Genomic DNA, 21,163 nt, shown 5'->3' with positions numbered 1-21,163 from the left:
ATGTTCAATTTATGTTTGAGTTAAATCTATGTCTCATGTTATACCCCTCTAACAAAAAAAGGTTATCCCATATTCCACCGGTGAAACCACTTGCGGAAATGCAATAACCATTTTAAGCAAATTTAAGCAAATTAGATGGTCGGGATGACAGGATTTGAACCTGCGGCCTCACGGTCCCGAACCGTGCGCTCTACCAAACTGAGCCACATCCCGACACGACTTTAATATTAACATTCGTCGAAAAAAATGTCAAGAAGGAACCAGGCACATTAACCTAGAAATTAATAACCGGTGCAGGTCGGGGTTAACCCTGTCAATGCCTGAAAATATCACACAAAAGGAGTACCTGATGAACTTCCTTACAGTATCACCTCATAAAAACTATATCCTTTTACCTGATATGGTATGGGACGGTTTCTCTTCCAAACCTGCCCTGGGCCAGGCTGTGCATATCAGCGGTGGTCTTATCACCGAGCTGGCCCCGGTCCGGAAATCCACCCTGGAAGTCACACCTCTTCCGGGAATTACTTTAATGCCCGGCCTGGTGGACTGTCATGTCCATTTTTCCATGAACAGTGAAAACCTCTTCCAGGCAATTGCCGATTGGGAAAATAATCCTGCGGCAATTAACACCAAATGCAGGCGATATGCCCTTGCTTATCTTGAAAACGGTGTGCTTTCCGTCAGAGACGGAGGTGACAAAATGAATATAGGACTCAAGGTGCGCAATAACATAAAAGAGGGAAAATATCCCGGTCCTGCAGTAACAGCCACAGGAAGAGCAATATACCGCAAAGGATGCTATGGTAACTTCCTTGGCCCCGGTGCTGCCTCTGTGGAGGAGGCCCTGGACCAAATTGACGAATTTACCGCTGAAGGCATAGACCAGTTAAAGGTCGTAGTTTCAGGCCTGGTCAGTTTTAAGGATTTTGGGTCTGTCGGTTCACAACAGTTCACTTTAGCCGAACTGTCAGCTATTGTTGATAAGGCCCATTCCCTGGGGCTGAAAGTCATGGCCCACGTCAGCTCAGCAGCCGCTGTGGAAACAGCGCTCAATGCCGGAGTCGATTCCATCGAACACGGCTACTTTCTGGAAACCCGTCAGCTTAAAATGATGGCCCAACAAAAAACCGCCTGGATACCAACTTTGGCCCCCCTGGGAAACCTGGCGGAAGGAGGCATTGTTCCATATGACGGCGCCAACCTTGATGTTATCAGGAAAAGTTTTGAAATACAGTTGGACCGAGTCAGAGAAGCCTGCGAACTGGGTGTTACGCTCGGAGTAGGAACAGATGGCGGGGCCAATCATGTCCCTCACGGTACGTCCTATTATGATGAATTAACCTACTATTCCAAGGCAGGCTTAGACAACCATGCCATCCTTTCTATGGCAACCAGGGTCTCAGCACAAATCATCGACAGCAACAATATTTCAGGCAGTATTTTGCCCGGCAAAAAACCGTTTCTTATCGGGGTCAAAGGAAACCCACTGAGGTCACTGGATATCCTTAAAGCTCCTGTTCTGGCTGTCATGCCTGCATAAAAATGAGGTTTATTTCTTAAAATACCGGGGAAAATAATGTATAGTACACACTGCCACAGAGAAATAAGGAGAGGATATCAATTGGATGACCAAAAAAAAGATGACCTGGTGACCTTATGGGAAAATATGGGGGCATCAACAGGCGGTTTCATAGGTCGGCTGATTGGCTATACGGCACAGAGCACCCTTCAGATGTACCGGGAAACAATAAATAAACCATTACAGCAGTTAAATAACTCATACAATGAAATGACAGAAAGTAAAATAACAGACGGACCAACCGGGGAACCCGATGAGCCTCCTGATATCAGACAACAAACATGGTCGGAAATGGGAAGGGAATTCGGACAAGCATTGGGTGACTCCATAGGTATGTCTATGGACCTGTTTATAAAAAATATGAAAAACTCGGCAACCGTTATGCCGGGTTTTAATCAAAATGTCCCGGACCATAACACGGAAAACAACCTAGGGAATTTTCAAGGGAACAACCCTGAGACATAACTCGGCAGGTTCATATTAACCAATGGCAGTTAAAACAAAAACTAATGTGCCTTATGCAGTACCATCAAAAGCCATGCCTGTAAAAACAATCAAGTACCTCTTCAAATGCGTCTTCCTTGTATTCTTCCCCCAACAGCCCAAGCTCGTAACACTCCAGGAACGCTTTTACCACCTGAGGGTCAAGCTGGGTGCCGCTGCACCTTTCAAGCTCCCTGCAAGCAGCTTCGGGTAGCAAAACCTTCCGGTACGCCCTTTCAGATGTCATTGCATCATAACAGTCGGCAACTGCAATAATCCGGGCTCCCAGAGGTATGCTCTCCCCCTTCGACCCCGGAGGATATCCACTGCCATCATAATGAAGGTGGTGATATTTGATGATATCACTTATCCCCCTAAGTACACCTATTTTGGATATTATCTCAGACCCAATCACGGGATGTTTCCTGATTTCCTGCCACTCTTCTTCATTAAGTCCGCTCATTTTGTTAAGAATTAGTTCACTAACTCCAATTTTTCCGATATCATGAAAAATACCTGCCAGGCATATTCTTTTGCATTCCTCTTTCGACAGCTTCATCTGTTCAGCAATGCGGGAAGCATAACAAGCCACATTTAATGAATGCCCATACAAATAATCATCCTTCGCCTCAATGGTATTAATAAATGCCATTATAATATCCCTATTAAACCCTTTTATCTCACGCTGCCTTTCTTCCATCTGATTAATATATTTTCTTAGTTGTCTCCCGGTGTACATGGCAAAGCTGATGGTGACCAAAAAAACTATTTGTTTCATAACAAAAGCTGTTATTGGCATTTCATTTATCAAATTAGCGTAAACAGAATATCCAAATGCAAGGAGAAATATAATCCATTTGACTAATTCGGATGATATCAAAAGTCCGGCTAGGACAATTCCTATAATGAAAATTCCACCCAAAGCCTGGGCAGACAAGAAATTGACTAATATTCCCAAAATAAACACCAACAAAACCAAACCTGGTCCCAATTGGTGTTTATTAATATAGTTAAACATACTCCACCCCCGCTCAAATAAGCTTTAGTGAAATTTTTTCCGGATATGGAATATGTTCGACATAATTTTGCTGTTATCCTGTTAACACCATTTGTTTTAACTCAGATTCCCTTTATCGGTAAATGTAAATAACATTGGGGATTCATCAGCTATGAAGTGTGCCTCCCTGGTGGGTTCAAAGCCAGGAACCTGCCATGTGTGCCAATTGTTTAAGACAGCAACAAAATCTTCATAAGTCCCGGACTGTTTTCTTATATTGTCTTGTGTCGGCAGCTCTTCCTGGAAGAACAGTATTGACATTGTATAAAGACCATCGATGTTAAGGACCTCTTCAACAAAATCAAAAAATACGCTTTTTGTTCCTGTTTTTGAGCCAATACGGATATCATGGTCTATATCACAGGCACAGTGTGGTTCAGCCAAATCATGGACCTCAAAAACTATTTCAGATTCGGAAAATATGCGCAAAACATCCTCCCCAGCCCCGGGCGGCAATTTATCCCGCCCCACACCAATACCATACCGATATGATTCTCCAAGCAGTGTAAGCCGCTCTTTCATGACAGTGGAAGAATCCTTATCAGAATCTGTATCAGCATCTATAGCAAATATTATTGATACACACATTTTCATAACCTCACAAGAGTTATTTAATAGATAAGAGTGCTTAGCGAAACTACGCCTTTTTAAATAGGGCACCTGTCGGGCAAACCGGAACACATTCACCACACTGGGTGCAGTTGGATTCAGCCAGAAAAGTTTCACCAAAAGTTGCCACCCGGCGTCTCATACCTCTCCTGACAAAACCGATTGCTCCCACCTTGGCCTTGTTATGGTCTACCCACACACAGCGACCGCAGAGGACACATTTAGCGGGGTCAAACGAAAATTTTTCAGGGCTGTCATCTATAGAGGCGGCATTATCCAATTTTCGCATCCGGCTGACCCTTAATTTAAGTCCCCTTTCCTTGGCTATCTTCTGAAGCTCACAGCTGCCATTGGCGGCACACTTACCGCAGTTGAGGCTGTGATTGGAAAGGAGCAGCTCAAAGCCATTTTTGACCAGCCTGTCAATACGCTCACTGCGGGTCTGTACGACCATTCCCTCTTTTACAGGCTGAGTACATGAAGCAACAGGGTCCGAAAACCCTTCAATCTCCACAAAACACAAGCGGCACCCTGCCGATGGCTTGTCCTCTTCTTCTATGCCGCAGAGGTGGGGAATATATACTCCATTTTCAAGGGCCGCCCACAAAACTCTCTTACCTTCAGGGACTCCATACTGCTTACCATCAATTGTTATATTAACCGTTTTACTCACCTGCTTCTCCCCCTTCCACTGCCACGGTTATGGGTGGTGATACTTTTTCCACTGCATCATAAAGCGGCAGGCAGGTTACCAGGCAGTTATCACACTTAACACATTTCTCGAGGTCAATTTCCTTGAGCATATCGGCCCTTGTATACACTGCTTCTACCGGACAACTGGCAATACAAGCGTCACAAAGCTTGCTGCATTTCCGGGGGGCAATCCGGTAAGAGACCAATTCCTTACATTTATGGGCGGGACAGCGTCCCTCTTGAATATGGGCTTCATATTCATCACGGAAAAACCTCAGGGTGCTTAAAACTGGATTGGGGGCTGTTTTCCCAAGACCGCAGAGGGATCCGGTTTTAATGTCTTCCGCCAGTTCCCACAACAGTTCCAGGTCCTCAGGCTTACCAATTCCTTTAGTGATATCAGTCAGGATTTCAAGCATCTGCTTAGTTCCCAAGCGGCAGAAGGTACACTTGCCGCAGGACTCGTTCTGGGTAAATTCCAGAAAAAAGCGGGCTATTTCAACCATACAGTCATCTTCATCAAGGACAACCAGTCCCCCTGAACCCATCATAGCCCCTTCATGCTGCAGGGAATCAAAATCTATTGTCAGGTCAAGGGCCGATTCCGGCAGACAGCCACCTGACGGTCCGCCTATCTGGATAGCTTTGAATGCTTTTTCATTTTTGATGCCATTACCAACATCATATATCAGGGTCCTTAGTGAAATACCCATCGGCACTTCCACCAGCCCGGTGCCGGCGACTTTACCCGCCAGTGCGAAAACAGCGGTTCCCGGGCTGTCAGGTGTCCCGATACCCTTAAACCAACCGGCACCGTTTCGTATAATATGCGGCACATATGAAAGGGTCTTTACATTGTCAATCAGGGTCGGCTTGCCTCTAAGCCCTAATACTGCAGGAAATGGCGGTCTGTGACTGGGAATGCCGGGTTTGCCTTCTATGGAGGCTATCAGTGCGGTCTCTTCCCCACAGACAAAAGCGCCTGAGCCTTGGAAAATCCGGATATCAAAACTGAACCCGCTTCCCAAGATGCTGTCACCCAACAACCCGTTTACACGAGCTTGCTGCAGAGCCGTACGCAGCCTGGCAATAGCCAGCGGGTATTCTGCCCTTACATATATATAGCCTTGGGATGCACCGACAGCATATGCGGCAATAATCATACCCTCAATCACCTGGTGCGGGTTTGATTCCAGGAGTGCCCGGTCCATGAATGCCCCAGGGTCACCCTCATCAGCATTACAGATAACATACTTAACATCGGCATCAGCATCACGGCATATCTCCCACTTCTTTCCTGTGGGGAATCCAGCCCCGCCCCTGCCGCGCAGTTGGGAATCCTTAATTTCAGCAATCACCTCAGGCGGTTCTGCAGCCAATATCTTCATAAGTGCGCCATAACCTTCACGTGCGATATAATGGTCTATGTCTTCAGGATCAATCAGTCCGCAAGCTTCCAGGATAATTTTCTGTTCATAGACACCACGCGGGTAATCGGCAAAGGTGGGAAAAAAATCATTAGGTTCCAGGGCTGCCATGGCAAATTCAAAACATGGGTCATCCCCAACAAGAAAATCGGAAACCAGGCGAGAAGCGATACCCTCATCAATATTGGCATAACAAAGAGCTGGAAAACCAGGCTTATAAACTATAACCATAGGCTCAGCATAGCAATGCCCCAGGCAGCCTGCTTCAATAATCTCCACTTCAACCTGGTGTTTTTGAACTTCTTCTTTAAAAGTTCCCAGTATTTTTAATGCCCCCGCGGCCCGGCCGCAGGTTGCGGTCCCTATCATCACATAAGCTTTTTCCTGAAGCGAACTTGCTTTTTCAGAGGCTCGGTTTTTCAGTTCCTGATATTTGGATTCCGACACAGTCATGTCAGCACTCACCAGGCTCACCCTCTTCCTGTTTCTTGCCCTTCGTTAAAGTAAGCTCTTTGCCAAGTCCCAGCAGGATTCCGTCAACCCTTGTGGGTCTGACCTTTGCTTCAACCTCTTCATTAACCAGAACAACCGGGGCCAAAGCACAGCAGCCAACACAGGCCACTCTTTCCAGACTGAACTCGCGGTCCTCGGTGGTCTCACCTTCCTCAATTTCCAGGCGGCGCTCAAACGAATCCATGATAATGTCGCCTCCTGTCATGTGACAGGCTGTACCCATACATACCTTGATTTGGTGTTTGCCCGGCGGATTAAGCCTGAATTGGTTATAAAACGTCCCCACACTATAGACATAAACTTCAGGAATTTCCACTGCCGCGGCAACCATCTTCATAGCCACTGCAGGAAGATATCCAAGCTTTCCCTGAACTGCCTGCAGAATTGGAAGAAGCTGTTCAATATCTGTATCAAATTTTCTCAGAACTTCTTCAACAGCAGATTGAATTTGTTCCATTTCACCTTCCATCAACTCCACTTTGATATCCTCCTCAAACTTTTTAACAATAAATAATAAGTTTCCATAAATAATAAGTTATGTTTTTGATATTGTCAATAAAAATTAGGCCCGCTGCACAACACCGGTTGACCCATTAATCAAAATAATTTCACCATCACGGAACATTTCAGTTGCCCTGACTACACCCATAACTGCCGGAACACCGTATTCCCTTGCAATAATGGCTGCATGGGAAGCTGCTCCCCCGGTCTCCGCCAATAAGCCTGCGGCAGTTGTAAACAGCGGGGTCCAGGAAGGATTAGTATAAGGTGCTACCAAAATATCCCCTTTTCTGACCCGGTGGAAATCCCCCGGTGATTTGATTATCCTTACAGGTCCTTTTATTAGGCCCTGGCTCACCGGTACCCCCCTAATCACTTCTGAGTCAGTGACTGGCCGGTTGCGCGTGCTCCAACGTGCCATCCGGCGTTCCTGTTCAGCCTTCCTTGATATAATCCGGGCATTCAGTTCTTTGACATTGACCTCCTCAAGCCCGTGATATATGATAAGCAAGATCTCCTTGATTTCAAAATAAGTCAAGTAATAAATATCTCTGGGGTCTTTGATTAGCCCCATCCTTACCCAGCGTTTTCCCAGTTCTGCAAATAGTATTCTGAACACGTGCAGGCTCCTGGTAACATCATAATGACTGTTTTCCCGGAATGCCGCAAAACTTCGGGCATGTCTGATCAGCTTATGGAATAGTTTACCGGCATTAAAAAGTGAATAGATTCCCTTTGACAACCGGGAATTTACCAATTCCTCAGCTTCTTTAGCCTTTACGGCCCTGGCTTCTTCCCTTGCCATGAACTCATCAAGGTCCTCATCCAGCATGGCCCTGATTATGCCAAAAACAACTTCCGGAGAATCCTGCCAGGTAGGAGAACCGATACCTCCTAGTCCCATGTTTGTTTCCCGCTCTCCGAATTCCAGCAGGAACTCATGGAATTTAATGAGGAATTCCCGGCCTCCTTCACTTGCTTCAAGCTGGGTGAAGATTTTATCTGGAGCATTATTCCTAAATATCATACCGACATCACGGATTTGTCCCGCTTCTGCAGCAAGGTCCCGAACTGCCCGGTTAATCCGAAGTGTGGCATTATCTAAACCTGTAACCAGTTTTTCATATACTGTCACAGCTTTATCCTTAAACATAAAACGCAACCATATTAGGAGAATAGCGCTGGGAACCTTGTTTTCCGAGAAATACTTGTATCTCAGCACATTGAAGTAATGGAAGTGATTAAAACCCTCAGTAATATAGTCCAGGACAATTTCCAGAGGCAGTGCGGACATATCCCTTCTTTTGAGCTTTTCAAGCATATCCAGGAGGTATACCTGCTCATCTGCCCATTCCCCTGCAGGATCGGATTTCATAATTTTGCCTGCCCGAAAAAACTGCAGCACCCTCTTAAACTTCGGTCTGATCGGCGGCGGAACAAAAAATTCCGGGAAAATCCCCTTATCAACACGGCCCCAGTCCGGATTGCCTATTGTGTAACCGGAAGCCTGCATAGCCTCAAACTGGGCCATAAAAAGCACTTTAACTACTATCCCGTCAATAGGCATAATAGGGTCCGGAAACCTCTCAGCAACCCATGCCATAACTTCCTGCCGGTATTTATTCATTACAGAAAGATTAATATCAGGCAGGTCTTCATCCCTTAAAGTAGTAATGGGCCTGGTCTGCAGGAAATACATTTTACCTTTCCAATAAGCCCACTCAATGTCCTGATAATCTCCGTAGTAATTTTCTATTTTAAGCCCGGTATGTGCCAATTCCCGAATATCATAATCTGTTAGCATCTGGTCTTTCCCAGGGTCTGCAACTTCTTTGGATACCAACTCAATATTGGCTTCACCACTTTTTTTCAATATATAAACATCACCGGCGGCATGTCCTGAAACCAACTGCTCCCCCAGGCCCCTGACAGCTTCAATACGTATTTCTTCTCTGGAATTAGTTACCGGATTGGCAGTAAACATAACCCCGGATACTTGTGACGGAATCATCTCCTGGACAATTACCGCCATTTTTACCAAATGGTGTTCAAAACCGTTGCGTTCCCGGTAATGAATTGCCCTAGCGGTCCACAGGGAGGCCCAGCACTTCTTAACCGCAATGAGAACGTTTTCAATCCCTTCAACTTCAAGAAACGTTTCCTGCTGCCCTGCAAAGGAAGCACCCACCAGGTCTTCAGCAGTAGCTGATGACCTGACAGCCACCTGCAGCCTGTCTTTACCCTCAGCAAGCCGGTGAAAAGCAGTGGTAAGAGCATCATAATAATCCGGCAGCAACGGCATCTCAATAATCATCTCACCGATTTCCAGACTCACCTGTTCCAAAACCTTGATATTCCCGGTATCAATCAAGTCCAGTTTTTCCCTAATTTTTTGATCTATGCCATAATGTTTCAAGTTCTTATAATAGGCTTCAGACACCAAGCAAAACCCGTCCGGACAAGGCAGATTCCGGGCCAGGTCTCCAAGGTTGGCTGCCTTTCCGCCAACAGTATCCCTATCATCTTGATAAATTTCCGTTAACCAGTACACATTTTTTTTCATTATGCTCCCCCATTCCGGCTAAGCTTTTTTGCAGTAATCAACCTGCTTAGTGAAACACCCAACCAGGCGAAAATAACCGAACCAACAGAAGTACCCAGTATATACACCATAGCTAAGAACAATTGATTGCTTTTAATTAACTTGAGTGAGTCAACAGTAAATGTTGAAAATGTGGTATAGGCTCCTAAGAAGCCTGTACCAAAAGCTAATCGAAGCCTGGGGGTTATCTTTAAATACTGGAGAGTTAATGTCAAGAAAAAACCTAAAACAAAACAACCTGTAAGATTTATAAATAGAGTACCAAAAGGAAATATGCCAAAAAAGCCGTACCTAAAAATTTTGCTTAAAGCAAACCTTGCAACAGCCCCTAAAAACCCTGCAATACCTACCGCCACAAAGTCCATTATACAATCTCCCCCCCAAAGCAAACAGAAAACTCCCGCCATAAAGGCAGGAGCCGTTAACCGTGCTGGAACAATAGTTTAGGCAAACGCCATCACCTGTTAATAATACAATTTATGTAGTTAAGCTTCTAACCTGGAGTTTATGGTTTGATATTCCTGTTCAGATATTTTCTTGGCACCGGTTATAAACCTGGATAACATTGTGTCTGCAAAATCTTTTTTAGCTGAATCAAGGTCGTATTGATCAGATGGGTACAATTGGGATAAAGTCCGCCGGATTTTTTCCTTTTTAAGGTTTGTCACCTTAACATCCGTATGAACAACAATAGAATCCACATCACTACATACAACCGAGGCCTTCACAGGAGTAATCTTGTAAGCTATTCCCCGGTCCTCATCATAGTAATATAAGCACATGGCTAACCCCTCCTTAAAATTTAAACGACCATCTTAATTCAGGCATCTTATTATACAATATGAAATTGTCCCTTTTTTATTAATTTTCGACATAGTTAATATTTTCCCCTGCCAGCAGTTGAAATATTGAGCAAAAATATTAAACGATTTATATTACATTGTAACATTTATTATAATTTTATTCATAAAATTTCAAACTCTGCCAAAATCTTTTAACTTTCTATTAACAAAGCTGTTTTATACTTATATCCCTCTGTATATGTCGTAACCCGGTTTCTGCTCATGTGTTTGGACTCATACATCGCCTTGTCAGCCATATCAATGAACTCATCGCGTTTTATACCACGGCTCCATTGAGCTACCCCAATACTGATGGTAACATTTACATCAGTATTAAACTCCTCACAATGAACCAGTTGTTTTTCGACTTCATGTCTAATACGTGATGCGATTGCAGATGCTTCAAATGATTCAGTATTAGGCAGAATAGCGGCAAATTCCTCCCCGCCATACCTCGCTAAAATATCAGTTGGGCGAATATTTTTTTTCATAACTTTTGCAGTTGACCGGAGAACAATATCACCAAATCTATGACCATATTGGTCATTAACATTTTTAAAATAGTCCAGGTCCATCATTATCATGCTCAAAGGCTTCCCGGTCATTGCAGCCCTGCTGATTTCTCCCGCTAAATTCTCTTGAAAAAACTTATGGTTATATGCGCCTGTTAAGCTGTCGATATACATAGGTTTGGTAATCATGTCGGCAAGTTTGTAAACAGCTATGAAACTAAAGGCAAAAATTATACATATTGCTACAATTATTACAAAAAGAATTTCCCTAAAGAGGGTGAGCACATCCTTGGCATCTATATCAACACCAAGCAGACCGACTTGCTCACCGCTTTTCGGATTTATCAGGGGGGCATAACCTGTAATAAGGTCCCCCCAAACAGGGTCATGGAAAAGCGGACTGTATTCCAGCTTGCCTGAAGCATACGCCTTTTCCCGGGTTTCATAAATATAGTCTTCATCACCTATATGAGAAAAATTTTCACTGTCAACCGGCTCGGCATCAAGAACATAAATAATCCGATCCTCACTGATTCTTTTTTCGGTATACACGTACATCAGGTTATTGCTGGCCTTAAACTCCTGAAACAGTTTTTTCATCTCTTTATAAAAAGGAGTGTTTTCATCATCAAGTGAATCCAATTCAAGGTATTCGTCCATTCTCGTATTGACCAAATAAGATGCTGCCAGGGCAACCCCACAGGCACGCATACCCGTTTCTTTTTCGATGATGCTGGTAATTTTACGATATGAGACAACACCAAGCAGAATAAGCGCAATTAACACAATAAGCTGAACAAGCGCTATCAGTTTGTACTTGTATGGAACAGAAAACATAGACAACACTCCATTAAAGTAAAAGTGTTAAAAAGACCAAAAAAGGCCGTTCATGCATTGAACGGTCGTCATAATCAGTTCTTCGAAAATAGCAGAATCGCTTCCATGTATTACCAAATATATGATTGTATCCAGTTTATTAATAATACAACATAAAATTGAAATTTCCTGCTAAACAAATGCAATAAATGAATTTTTTGGAATCTTTTCCGAAAAATAACCAGAACATTTCACACCTCATTAATTTTTGTTATAGAACCTACACTTTAAAAAGCATCCTCCGGATAAGTGAGGTGAAACTCATTATAATATATTATCCTAAATTAACCAATATAATCTATTTTAGCACAATAATGAACTTTATACTGCATTATGAAAGAGGTATTATATAACTTGAGTTAATAATTAGTCCTTATAATGTATCCAAAAGAGGTGTCGGAAATGTTAAAGATTCTTAGAAGGACGCTTATAGGCAGCCCAATGGAATCTGCCCGTTTGGCACATGAACGGTTTTCAGTTCCTAAAGGCCTGGCTATCTTATCCTCAGATGCATTATCATCTGTTGCATATGCTACTGAAGAAATATTACACGTTTTAGTTCCGGTTATCGGACTGGCCTCGTTTCAGCTAATAACTCCAATTTCAGCGGCTATTGCAATGCTTCTGTTTATTGTTGCTTTTAGCTACAAAAAAATCATTGATGCCTTTCCCAGGAGCGGGGGTGGGGCATATATTGTGGCAAAAGACTATCTTGGAGTCAATGCCGGACTTGTGGCCGGTGCGGCCTTATTGTTCGATTATTTGCTCACTGTTGCTGTATCGGTATCAGCTGCCGTAGCTGCGTTCACTTCAGCATTTCATCCTGCAGCAGACCATAGAGTGCAATTATGTCTGCTGACAGTGGCAGTACTGGTACTGTTCAACTTGCGCGGTATAACAGAATCGGCGACCATCTTTAGTTACCCTACTTATGCTTTTATAGTTGGAATGCTTATTTTAATAGCAGCCGGTTTTTACAAAATTTTTATTATACATATCCATGTTCCTGCCGCTGCTGTTATTAAACCAGTTGATAACAATCTGGGGTCACTGGCTTTGATTTGGTTAACTATGAGGGCTTTCTCCTCCGGGTGTACCGCACTTACCGGTGTTGAAGCTATAAGCAATGCTGTGCCGAATTTCAAAGAACCGGAAAACAAAAACGCTAAAAAGGTACTAACTATACTGGCTATAATGCTTTTTATCATGTTTAGCGGCTTATCGATTTTAGCTAAATATCTTCATACAGTTCCAACACATGAAATGACTGTTATATCGCAAATTGCTCAGGCGGTTTTTGGACAAGGCACGGCTTTTTACTTGTTTCAGGCCAGTACCTTTTTAATTCTTGCCCTTGCCGCCAATACAGCTTTTGCAGGATTTCCGATGCTGGCTTCGCTTATGGCTCGAGATGGCTTTTTGCCAAGATATTTGGCTTTAAGAGGCGACCGGTTGGTGTTCAGTAACGGAATAGTGCTGCTTGGGGTTCTTGCCGGCTTACTATTAGTGATATTTGATGGAATAACCACCCGGTTAATCCCGCTTTATGCAGTAGGGGTTTTCACTTCTTTTACACTATCCCAGTCCGGCATGGTAAAAAGGTGGCTTACTTATAAAACAGGTAATTGGCGTTCAAATCTCTTTATCAATGGATTGGGAGCAATGATAACGGCTATAGTTACCCTGATTATAGCAGTAACTAAATTTACACACGGCGCATGGGCAATACTTGTCCTTGTCCCCATAATGGTTTACTTGTTCAAGGCTGTTAACCGGCATTATCTGGATGTCAAAAAACAGCTTGATTTTGACAATTACCAAAATAATAACAAGGGGTTAAAACATAAAGTTATAATTCCCGCAGCGAGCCTTACAAATGTAGTAGCAAATACCATAGATTATGCTAAGCAAATAAGCAAAGATATAAAAGTTGTTCATATTAGCACAGATAAAGAGTTTACTGAAAAATTCCGCAAGAAGTGGGAATCATGGAACCCAGGTGTTGAATTGTTAATTATTGAATCCCCCTACAGATCTGTTTTTGATCCATTGGTAGAATTTATTGTTAACGCCGATAAAGCAAAAAACCCGGGAGAAGTAGTTACAGTTTTAATACCCGAGTTTATAACCAGTAAATGGCGGCATCGTTTCCTGCATAACCAGACCGGCCTAATGCTGCAAAACATTCTTGTGATCCAGACAGATGCAGTTGTAACCACTGTTCCGTTTCATTTGAAATAATGTAATGCTAAGTAGGGCTAACAAAAATGGAGTTAAGTTAAATTGGATAAATATTACACCAATTAATAATAAATGAATACTTACCGTTCCCAAATCAGTCTTTCATTTGATTGTTCCTTTATCTAAATGGATGTTCGTTTCCGCTGCAACCACTTTCCCATTTTCATAATTCCAGTATTTAATTTTCAAATTCCCGTCCGAAATATCAGCGGAAAGAATCATGGGACAAGCCAAATCTGCAGAACCTATTAACTTACAGGAAAGATCCTTATTAATTCTATAAACATCAAGTCTCTCTGCACATACAATTAAGGTATCTGCATTTACCCAAAAAATCTGTCCTGAATATGGCAGTTTGACTTCCTGCCCGGTGTAAATATCCCGGACAAATTCCTCAGATGCATTCCCGTAATATTCCTCTTCCAAAAGATATGAGATAAACCTGCTCCCGGGAATCACCCTGGGATACCATGCTAAAGCCAAATATTGTTCAGTTTTATCTGTTTTTGTTGAATACCTGAATATTGCCGGTTTTTCGTTCAGATTACCATCAAAAAACAGTGTCTCGTTATCCAACCAGACAAGGCTGAATGAAATGCCTGATGTCCAGACCTTGGCTCCGGGGTAAACGAAAACCTGTCTGCTGGAATAATCGTAAAGATCAATTAACCTTATCTCAAATCCTAAACTGTCCTTGTATTCAATCTTTCCGCATACAGCCAAATACTTTTTGTCAGGGCTAAAAGCATATGCGCAAAGATAATCAATTTTCGGGGGCAGATAACGACTTTCTTTCGTTTTCAAGTTATAAACCGTTTCTCCACCTATCACTACCCGCTGATTATCAAGCCAAACTACAGCATTTTCTGTTTGATAAGTTCTTATATCCTTTATAATTTCCTCTTTTCCCTCAATAACCGTTGTAAACGCATATGGAATCCCTTCACCGGCCTCGCTTAACTTGGCATACATTTTTATAGTGTATTCCTGATTTGGTGAAGAAATTTCGTCTACCAGGAGGTCTTCCATTTCTATGCTTTGCCCTCCCTGAACAGGGTTCCCCGTTTTTAACAAGTGCTTTTCATACCACTCCCTGCCCGAACTCCAGTCTTTTTGATCAGGATTCTCCCCCAGTATTTCTGAGCATGCTATTGCCATTACGTATTCTTTTAATCCGTTATCTGCTGTTTGTTCAAATCTGCTCAACATGTAGTCCAAAGCCGGTTGGCCTAAATCAACAATATCAGCATAATCACTATTGTTTTTAATAAAGTCATAAGGGTTAGAGGAAAAAGATTGTTGATTTCTAATAGCGTTAAGTTTCATGTCCACAGTTTTCCCAAAAGATAATTGATTAGTTGTATTGAGGTCAGGCCCTACAAATTCTATTACGTTTTCAGGTATCCACCCATTTAGGCCCCCGGCGAACTGGGCCCGGACCCATCCGTTACACCGTTCATTTATCATTAACTGTCCTTTCGCATACACCATGTCAGACATTTTTTCCCCCGCTGGCGGTGGACCATCCACAAGATAAGAGTCTTTGTTCAACCGGCCTTCAAGTAATATAAGCCCTTCCGGAATGCCAGTTATAGCTTCCCTTTTTATCCATCCAATATTATCAGCGGGGGTATCATAAGTATAAATTAATATCTTTGTCCAGTCTCCCTGTTCATCTAAAACAGTTACAACTCTGCCTCGAATAATATCATTTCTGATTTCTTTTCCATTAGGTTTATAATAAAGTGAGGTGTCATTTCGGATATATGCAGTTTTCTTTATCTGTAATTCATTTTTTGTTCTATTCTGGTTGTCAGGCATTTTACTGCTCCTCGCATTAAAAACAGTAAATTCCGGAATAATACGCCCATTGAAAACAAACAGAAACGCAATAAACAAACAGATAATAAAAATAATAGGCAGTTTTGCTCTCATAATAATCACTTCCCCACTCTAACTTAATGAATTAAACAATCTCAGTATAATAAGATATGCCTGTTGTCTGGTATACGGGCTAAGAGGTGAAAATTTATCATTTCCGGTACAGGCCATAACTGAATTTCCGGTTGACTTATCGGTTGCTCTGGAAACAAAGTCTATTGCTTCGACAGCATAGCCAGAAAATTGGAGACTATCCGAAAAAACTTTCGAATTCCCCTGAGGCTCGGTAAAATCAAGTACTTTTGCTGTTCGCTGCAGCATCACTGCAGCATCCTGCCTTGTTATAGTGCCATTGGGCTCGAACATATTATTCCCTACTCCTTTTACAATGCCCAGACGGCTTGCCGCCAAAATAACCGGATCATCCAAGGTTCCCCGTATTGTCAATGACGCCCCATTTATGATTCTGTATTGTAATCAGGTAATTGCCAGGAACGGGTCTGGCATCGTCAGGATAGTTATAATAAAGTTCATCATATACGAAGTTAACAATCACATCACCACTGATATCAATCAACCCAAATTTCCCGCCATTTTGCACTCTAGCCAAGCCTTGATGAAATTGACCGCCATACCCGTCAAACTGGCATGGAATCTCAACTTTGTAAGTAAGTGACTCTGCCGCCCAGACCGGAGTTACTATTGACGATATCAGGATTATGCCAATAATATTACTTATTAATCTTTTCACTTTTTTCATCATTATTTCCTCACTATTTCCTCACTTAAATTGAATTAAGATTTTATTGTAAACAATCCTGTTCTAGTGTAAGTACTATAAATGTCCCTCTTTTTTCAGATATACCCATAGCCACAATTAACACCTCCGATGTTGTCCACACAATTAATGTACTACTTTGGCTTTAAAGCATTCGGCAAAGTTTACCAATTTCCTTGTTATAAATTCTCTTTTTCGAATTATCGCTATGAAATTTTTCTTCACAACCACTTCCCCATAAATTCACATAATTTCTTACCATATCAAGAATTGAATAGCCTAATAACACCTGTAAGCTAAATGGGTCACCCACCTCAATATATACATCTACTTGTTTTTGTGCCAATATATGTATTTTTTGTCAGTTATTATATTTTTTCACATTCCCCTTTCTATTACAAGAAAAAACTTATTACACATTCTTATTAAGGGTACGGTATTTCGGAAAATTATTTTATTTTAAACTCATTAATTAATAACAATGTTGATGTAGATTTATATATTTATAATATAAGTACTAGCTGGTTTAACAGAAATAACATTTTAGAGCATGAGAATGTAATACAATGGTCAGATTATTATCCTGACTCATTTATATTAGCTAACTTGAACATTAAGGACAATGGGACTGCTGGAGAAAAAATTAATGCTAAAGCTAACTTGCTGGTTGGTGAATTTTGGAGTCTCTATCAAAACAGATATGCTATTACAGAAATGCTGCTAGGAAAGTCTTTTAGAGAAAAAATAACTGATTGGCAGTTAAGGATTAGTAATCCTCCAGAGGCATCAAAAAAACATAACGAAGAAGAAGAGTTATATAAACCGTGGTTTTCGCACGTTAATTTATTTCAAATATCAACCTCTTTTGAAAAAAATGATGCCCCTTTTGGGGAAACAAATAACGTTTAATACAATTGATGTGGCAATACCATTGGGAATTTCCTTTTTTACTTTTAAGCTGATACACTATTTGGTGGATAGCTACCACGGAAAACAGCTTCCCGGAAGTTACGGTCAATTCTTGTTATTTATGTTTTTCTTTCCGATATTACCCTCAGGGCCGATTGAACGGTGGCAAAATTTTGTTCAGCAAGCAAAAGATTTTCATTGTTTCAAGTGGGAATACATATTTGATGGAGCTTCAAGAATTCTAATCGGCCTTTTTAAAAAGTTAGTTCTTGCTGATACTCTGGCTATTTATTCAGATAAATTACACGTTATTGGATTTGGTAGCACTGTGTACTGGATTGCCGCTTATTCATATGCCTAACAGATTTACTTTGATTTTTCAGGTTATTCGGATATAGCTATTGGAAGTGCCAGATTGTTTGGATATAAAATAACCGAAAATTTTGACCATCCATATTTCAAGCGCAACTTGTCATTATTTTGGAAAAGCTGGCATATATCACTTACTTCCTGGTTTAGAGACTATCTATTTATTCCTTTAGGGGGGAGCAGGGTTAATTTTATAACAACAATAAAAAACACCTTAATAGTAATGGGTCTAACCGGTTTATGGCATGGAGCAGCAATTCATTTCATGATATGGGGTTTATATCATGGAGTGGGGTTAATAATTTTGCGTCTATACAATAAGTATATTTCAAATAAGCTGCCCCCGAAATGGCATTTATCTAAACTTGTTAGAATCTCTAGTACTTTGATTACTTTTCATTATGTTGTGATAGGATGGATCTTTTTCACCTCAAGCTTCGAACAAAGTTTTTATATCCTTAAAAAGCTCTTATTTTTATAGAAAGGAGATTATAATGAAAATTTTCAATAATTTAATTAGCGGCATATTCTGGGCTGTTTTTATTGTATTTATCGTATTATTTTCAACTAGTAAGGAATCTCCATTTATTTATACCAATTTTTGAACTTTTAAGAAAAAGCCGCACCTATTTTGGACAAAAAAGGGCTGCTGCCTTAAGAACAATTAAGTTCGTTTTGCAACAGCCTAATCAAAAAACGTATTAATCCTGGAAAATGTCATAACGCATGCTTTTGCTTTTTGTTCTTAAGATGATTCATTTTTTCATTGTAGACAAATCCATTCCGTTTATAGAATTCAGGTGTTCTAGGATTGTGCTCAATATCAGCATCCACAACTATAAATCTACAACCCACTCCCATTGCATTAAGTTTTTCAGCATATCCAAGTGCTAACCCTAATAAAAATGAACCATAGGGCTGGTTCTTATGATTACAACTTACTGCAAGCTTTCCAATTTTCAATGCCGGAACCGAATTAAACGGAATTTTTAAACCTTCCTTAGCTTTTTCATCTGGGTCTAACACAAACGAATCCGAACTTAAAGCTATATAACCAATAATATCTGCATTTTTCTTGTCCAAAAGCAATTTGACTTGGCAAAGATTCTGCTCTATATATAAGGGAGCATCATAAGTAAGAAATTCGTTGTAATCTGAGGTACCGCAATCAAAATCCCCGAGCTTATAACCCGGGGAGTAATCAACAAGAACTACCGTCTCTGAGATATTTTCAAATTCTTCTTCTCGGTAGAACATTAATTACTTACCTTTTGTGACATTAACTAGTAATTTTAAAGCCTTACTTCTTCTGTGTTTGTTAATATCAGGCCTTTGCAAATCTTTGACTAAATCAACTAAATCTTTGCCTTTCAATACCGGTGTTGCTTCTATCGGCTTTGCCATAAGCTTAACCTCCTCTATCGTAGGCGGTAGTTGCTTGTTGTTTTCATCATTTGTTTTTTCACCCATATTATACCATCCTCTTACCATCAAATACAAGAAAGAATTGTCGAAATATCGCTATTAATTACTAAAATATTACAACAAATCACAAAAATATTGTTACAAAACAACACTATTTTGTCGGTCAAATGATTTTACTTTTTGCCATATATAGTAAGTATATGCTTAAACATCATAGTTTAGACTTTTGTGAATAGGGGGTAATTATGGGATACATTTGTGGAGAAGACCGTAACCAAATACAGTTTTATACCAATACCCTGGAAGAACTGCTGGACGAAGACAACCCTGTACGTGTCATTGATGCCTTCGTAGAAAGTTTAAATATAGCTGAATTAGGGATACAACGTGCCGAACCCGCCAATACAGGCAGACCTCCTTACCATCCTAAAGATTTGCTTAAACTTTACATATACGGCTACTTTAATCGCATCCGTTCCAGCCGGAGACTGATGACAGAATGCAGGCGTAATATTGAACTTTTTTATCTAGTTAACCGTTTAGTACCGGATTTCCGGACCATAGCAGACTTTCGCAAAAACAATGCTAAAGCCATCAAACTGGTCTTCAGGGCTTTTGTCAAAGTATGTATGGATCTGAACCTCTATGAGCGGGAACTTATCGCCATTGACGGCTCCAAATTTCGGGCTGTTAACGGGCGAAAGAAAATATATAACAAAGAAATCTTAAAGAAAAAACTGGTCCGAATCGAAGAACACATAACCAGCTATCTGAACGAGCTTGATCAAGCAGATCAAAATGAGCGTGGAACTTCTCATTATTCTTCCGAAGAGATCAAACAAAAGCTAGCAGAGTTGTTTTACCCGCTATCCCGATGATACCGTTACCTGTCCCATGGGAGCCATTCTGACAAAAGTACGTACCTTTAAAGACGGCAGTGCCCGTTACCAGAATAAATCTGCCTGCCGTCAGTGCATCAATCGCTGTACACCGTCGAAAAATTATAAAGTTGTTAAATTCGGGCCCAATACAAAATATGTACCGATATTGATGTATGGCACAACCCCTAAGCCTTTGCAGAAATATCCGGCGTCGGAAATACCCTACAATGCGTTTAAGCTTCTAAAAAGGCGGGCCAAGAAAAACGTAGTGGTGCATATAAAGGACGACATCCCCACCCAAAAATTGCGATTATGCCTGTCAGAACACCCTTTTGGTACTGTCAAGTGGTACCATGGAGCACATTACCTGCTATGCAAGGGCATAGAAAAAGCCACAGGCGAGCTGGGGCTTAGTTTTCTTGCATATAATTTAAAACGGGCCATCAATATAATTGGAACAAAGAAACTAGTGGCGGCAATGAAGACTTAAACCGCCTTTTTTTATTTATTTTTTGCCGTGAAACAGCGTAAAAATTTCCCTAAAAAACCTAAAACCCGCATGAATAGCGGGTTTTCAGACAAAATTTGGTGCGGTCGGAGGGACTTGAACCCTCACGGTTGTACCACACGCCCCTCAAACGTGCGCGTCTGCCAGTTCCGCCACGACCGCATTTTTATGCTGGCATTTTCAAAGCAATTTTGATTATAACAGAAACACTATTTAAAATCAAGCGGATTATCATACTTATGTGATTATCATACTTATGTAGATAACTTTGGGGTTATATTTCTTCAAGTTACATAAACAAAACTACACTATTTATACCACGCAGGGTATAAATAATGATATCTGTACAAAGCTATTGCCATTTTTGAAAACTTTTCTTGCTTCCATATCCAAGCCTCCGTGTATACATTGTCTATATATATTATATCATGAATTAACACCTGTATATCCAGTACTGTTTTTGCCATAATAAGC

Annotated in this window: 23 protein-coding genes and 2 tRNA genes; 8 read left to right on the top strand and 17 right to left on the bottom strand. The window is 41.2% G+C overall.

Annotated elements, in window-relative coordinates; genetic code table 11:
• Positions 1-136: 136 nt before the first annotated feature.
• Positions 137-213, bottom strand: a tRNA-Pro gene (locus ABFY19_RS05100).
• Positions 214-316: 103 nt separating this feature from the next.
• On the opposite strand from ABFY19_RS05100, the gene ABFY19_RS05095 reads away from it, so the two are divergent.
• Both ABFY19_RS05095 and ABFY19_RS05090 read left to right on the top strand, forming a co-directional pair.
• Complete coding sequence (locus tag ABFY19_RS05095; RefSeq protein WP_418792169.1) at positions 317-1,543, top strand: amidohydrolase family protein; 1,227 nt, start codon at positions 317-319, stop codon at positions 1,541-1,543.
• Positions 1,544-1,624: 81 nt separating this feature from the next.
• Complete coding sequence (locus ABFY19_RS05090) at positions 1,625-2,047, top strand: hypothetical protein (RefSeq protein ID WP_418792168.1); 423 nt, start codon at positions 1,625-1,627, stop codon at positions 2,045-2,047.
• A 64-nt stretch (positions 2,048-2,111) separates the two neighbouring features.
• Here ABFY19_RS05090 and ABFY19_RS05085 read toward each other — a convergent pair whose 3' ends face one another.
• From ABFY19_RS05085 to ABFY19_RS05045, 9 genes are all read right to left on the bottom strand, one after another.
• Entirely contained in the window at positions 2,112-3,083 is a 972-nt protein-coding gene (locus ABFY19_RS05085; protein WP_418792167.1) for an HD-GYP domain-containing protein, read from the bottom strand.
• Positions 3,084-3,179: 96 nt separating this feature from the next.
• Positions 3,180-3,710 (bottom strand): hypothetical protein, encoded by a 531-nt coding sequence (locus ABFY19_RS05080; protein ID WP_418792166.1) that lies wholly within the window; start codon positions 3,708-3,710, stop codon positions 3,180-3,182.
• 49 nt (positions 3,711-3,759) lie between these two features.
• The gene (locus ABFY19_RS05075) at positions 3,760-4,404 is read right to left on the bottom strand and encodes a 2Fe-2S iron-sulfur cluster-binding protein (protein WP_418792165.1); all 645 of its coding nucleotides are present in this window, start codon (positions 4,402-4,404) and stop codon (positions 3,760-3,762) included.
• Complete coding sequence (locus tag ABFY19_RS05070; RefSeq protein WP_418792535.1) at positions 4,397-6,304, bottom strand: NADH-ubiquinone oxidoreductase-F iron-sulfur binding region domain-containing protein; 1,908 nt, start codon at positions 6,302-6,304, stop codon at positions 4,397-4,399. Before ABFY19_RS05070 ends, ABFY19_RS05075 begins: the two co-directional genes overlap by 8 nt.
• A gap of 1 nt (position 6,305) precedes the next feature.
• On the bottom strand, positions 6,306-6,833 hold the full coding sequence (gene nuoE / locus ABFY19_RS05065) for an NADH-quinone oxidoreductase subunit NuoE (RefSeq protein ID WP_418792534.1): 528 nt from the start codon (positions 6,831-6,833) through the stop codon (positions 6,306-6,308).
• 93 nt (positions 6,834-6,926) lie between these two features.
• A complete protein-coding gene (locus ABFY19_RS05060) occupies positions 6,927-9,428 on the bottom strand; it encodes a PEP/pyruvate-binding domain-containing protein (protein ID WP_418792164.1) in 2,502 nt (833 codons plus the stop codon).
• Positions 9,428-9,832 (bottom strand): fluoride efflux transporter CrcB, encoded by a 405-nt coding sequence (gene crcB, locus ABFY19_RS05055; RefSeq protein WP_418792163.1) that lies wholly within the window; start codon positions 9,830-9,832, stop codon positions 9,428-9,430. The genes ABFY19_RS05060 and crcB overlap by 1 nt, the downstream gene beginning before the upstream one ends.
• Positions 9,833-9,952: 120 nt before the next feature.
• Positions 9,953-10,249 carry a hypothetical protein gene (locus ABFY19_RS05050; RefSeq protein ID WP_418792162.1) on the bottom strand — a complete coding sequence of 99 codons (297 nt, stop codon included), beginning with the start codon at positions 10,247-10,249 and terminating at the stop codon, positions 9,953-9,955.
• Between the two features lie 212 nt (positions 10,250-10,461).
• Positions 10,462-11,658, bottom strand: coding sequence for a GGDEF domain-containing protein (locus tag ABFY19_RS05045; RefSeq protein ID WP_418792161.1), 1,197 nt, complete (start codon positions 11,656-11,658; stop codon positions 10,462-10,464).
• Positions 11,659-12,099: 441 nt separating this feature from the next.
• On the opposite strand from ABFY19_RS05045, the gene ABFY19_RS05040 reads away from it, so the two are divergent.
• Positions 12,100-13,938 carry an APC family permease gene (locus ABFY19_RS05040; protein WP_418792160.1) on the top strand — a complete coding sequence of 613 codons (1,839 nt, stop codon included), beginning with the start codon at positions 12,100-12,102 and terminating at the stop codon, positions 13,936-13,938.
• A 102-nt stretch (positions 13,939-14,040) separates the two neighbouring features.
• Here ABFY19_RS05040 and ABFY19_RS05035 read toward each other — a convergent pair whose 3' ends face one another.
• From ABFY19_RS05035 to ABFY19_RS05025, 3 genes are read right to left on the bottom strand one after another with little or no spacing between them, the layout of a single operon-like run.
• Entirely contained in the window at positions 14,041-15,873 is a 1,833-nt protein-coding gene (locus ABFY19_RS05035; RefSeq protein WP_418792159.1) for a DUF5412 family protein, read from the bottom strand.
• An 18-nt stretch (positions 15,874-15,891) separates the two neighbouring features.
• On the bottom strand, positions 15,892-16,266 hold the full coding sequence (locus ABFY19_RS05030) for an S-layer homology domain-containing protein (RefSeq protein WP_418792158.1): 375 nt from the start codon (positions 16,264-16,266) through the stop codon (positions 15,892-15,894).
• The gene (locus ABFY19_RS05025; RefSeq protein WP_418792157.1) at positions 16,241-16,579 is read right to left on the bottom strand and encodes a WG repeat-containing protein; all 339 of its coding nucleotides are present in this window, start codon (positions 16,577-16,579) and stop codon (positions 16,241-16,243) included. Before ABFY19_RS05025 ends, ABFY19_RS05030 begins: the two co-directional genes overlap by 26 nt.
• A gap of 624 nt (positions 16,580-17,203) precedes the next feature.
• Between ABFY19_RS05025 and ABFY19_RS05020 the strand changes: the two genes are divergently transcribed.
• Genes ABFY19_RS05020 through ABFY19_RS05010 form a run of 3 tightly spaced genes read left to right on the top strand, consistent with a single transcriptional unit; the run spans position 17,204 to position 18,356 of the window.
• A complete protein-coding gene (locus tag ABFY19_RS05020; protein ID WP_418792156.1) occupies positions 17,204-17,506 on the top strand; it encodes a hypothetical protein in 303 nt (100 codons plus the stop codon).
• Positions 17,484-17,867, top strand: a complete 384-nt coding sequence (locus ABFY19_RS05015; protein ID WP_418792155.1) for a hypothetical protein — start codon at positions 17,484-17,486, stop codon at positions 17,865-17,867. The genes ABFY19_RS05020 and ABFY19_RS05015 overlap by 23 nt, the downstream gene beginning before the upstream one ends.
• Positions 17,868-17,921: 54 nt before the next feature.
• A complete protein-coding gene (locus tag ABFY19_RS05010) occupies positions 17,922-18,356 on the top strand; it encodes an MBOAT family O-acyltransferase (protein WP_418792154.1) in 435 nt (144 codons plus the stop codon).
• A gap of 236 nt (positions 18,357-18,592) precedes the next feature.
• Here the strand turns inward: ABFY19_RS05010 and ABFY19_RS05005 are convergent, their stop codons facing one another.
• Complete coding sequence (locus tag ABFY19_RS05005) at positions 18,593-19,132, bottom strand: GNAT family N-acetyltransferase (protein WP_418792153.1); 540 nt, start codon at positions 19,130-19,132, stop codon at positions 18,593-18,595.
• Positions 19,133-19,135: 3 nt separating this feature from the next.
• The gene (locus ABFY19_RS05000; protein ID WP_418792152.1) at positions 19,136-19,345 is read right to left on the bottom strand and encodes a hypothetical protein; all 210 of its coding nucleotides are present in this window, start codon (positions 19,343-19,345) and stop codon (positions 19,136-19,138) included.
• A 200-nt stretch (positions 19,346-19,545) separates the two neighbouring features.
• Between ABFY19_RS05000 and ABFY19_RS04995 the strand changes: the two genes are divergently transcribed.
• Complete coding sequence (locus ABFY19_RS04995; protein WP_418792151.1) at positions 19,546-20,178, top strand: transposase; 633 nt, start codon at positions 19,546-19,548, stop codon at positions 20,176-20,178.
• A gap of 16 nt (positions 20,179-20,194) precedes the next feature.
• Positions 20,195-20,671 carry a hypothetical protein gene (locus tag ABFY19_RS04990; RefSeq protein ID WP_418792150.1) on the top strand — a complete coding sequence of 159 codons (477 nt, stop codon included), beginning with the start codon at positions 20,195-20,197 and terminating at the stop codon, positions 20,669-20,671.
• Positions 20,672-20,767: 96 nt separating this feature from the next.
• On the opposite strand, the gene ABFY19_RS04985 is transcribed toward ABFY19_RS04990, so the two are convergent.
• Both ABFY19_RS04985 and ABFY19_RS04980 read right to left on the bottom strand, forming a co-directional pair.
• Positions 20,768-20,851 (bottom strand) — tRNA-Leu (locus tag ABFY19_RS04985).
• A 146-nt stretch (positions 20,852-20,997) separates the two neighbouring features.
• On the bottom strand, positions 20,998-21,156 hold the full coding sequence (locus ABFY19_RS04980; RefSeq protein ID WP_418792149.1) for a hypothetical protein: 159 nt from the start codon (positions 21,154-21,156) through the stop codon (positions 20,998-21,000).
• Between the last annotated feature and the right edge of the window lie 7 nt (positions 21,157-21,163).

Origin of the sequence: Phosphitispora sp. TUW77 (assembly GCF_048453025.1) — a bacterium.
Lineage (GTDB): Bacteria > Bacillota > Thermincolia > Thermincolales > UBA2595 > Phosphitispora.
This window is presented reverse-complemented; position numbering and strand designations above follow the sequence as displayed.

Coding starts and splice junctions, on each gene's coding strand:
- ABFY19_RS04980 (WP_418792149.1), bottom strand. CDS start 21,156: ATGGCAAAAACAGTACTGGATATACAGGTGTTAATTCATGATATAATA.
- ABFY19_RS05045 (WP_418792161.1), bottom strand. CDS start 11,658: ATGTTTTCTGTTCCATACAAGTACAAACTGATAGCGCTTGTTCAGCTT.
- ABFY19_RS04990 (WP_418792150.1), top strand. CDS start 20,195: ATGGGAGCCATTCTGACAAAAGTACGTACCTTTAAAGACGGCAGTGCC.
- nuoE (WP_418792534.1), bottom strand. CDS start 6,833: ATGGAAGGTGAAATGGAACAAATTCAATCTGCTGTTGAAGAAGTTCTG.
- ABFY19_RS05095 (WP_418792169.1), top strand. CDS start 317: ATGCCTGAAAATATCACACAAAAGGAGTACCTGATGAACTTCCTTACA.
- ABFY19_RS05080 (WP_418792166.1), bottom strand. CDS start 3,710: ATGTGTGTATCAATAATATTTGCTATAGATGCTGATACAGATTCTGAT.
- ABFY19_RS05085 (WP_418792167.1), bottom strand. CDS start 3,083: ATGTTTAACTATATTAATAAACACCAATTGGGACCAGGTTTGGTTTTG.
- ABFY19_RS04995 (WP_418792151.1), top strand. CDS start 19,546: ATGGGATACATTTGTGGAGAAGACCGTAACCAAATACAGTTTTATACC.
- ABFY19_RS05035 (WP_418792159.1), bottom strand. CDS start 15,873: ATGAGAGCAAAACTGCCTATTATTTTTATTATCTGTTTGTTTATTGCG.
- ABFY19_RS05025 (WP_418792157.1), bottom strand. CDS start 16,579: ATGAAAAAAGTGAAAAGATTAATAAGTAATATTATTGGCATAATCCTG.
- ABFY19_RS05060 (WP_418792164.1), bottom strand. CDS start 9,428: ATGAAAAAAAATGTGTACTGGTTAACGGAAATTTATCAAGATGATAGG.
- crcB (WP_418792163.1), bottom strand. CDS start 9,832: ATGGACTTTGTGGCGGTAGGTATTGCAGGGTTTTTAGGGGCTGTTGCA.
- ABFY19_RS05050 (WP_418792162.1), bottom strand. CDS start 10,249: ATGTGCTTATATTACTATGATGAGGACCGGGGAATAGCTTACAAGATT.
- ABFY19_RS05040 (WP_418792160.1), top strand. CDS start 12,100: ATGTTAAAGATTCTTAGAAGGACGCTTATAGGCAGCCCAATGGAATCT.
- ABFY19_RS05070 (WP_418792535.1), bottom strand. CDS start 6,304: ATGACTGTGTCGGAATCCAAATATCAGGAACTGAAAAACCGAGCCTCT.
- ABFY19_RS05005 (WP_418792153.1), bottom strand. CDS start 19,132: ATGTTCTACCGAGAAGAAGAATTTGAAAATATCTCAGAGACGGTAGTT.
- ABFY19_RS05000 (WP_418792152.1), bottom strand. CDS start 19,345: ATGGGTGAAAAAACAAATGATGAAAACAACAAGCAACTACCGCCTACG.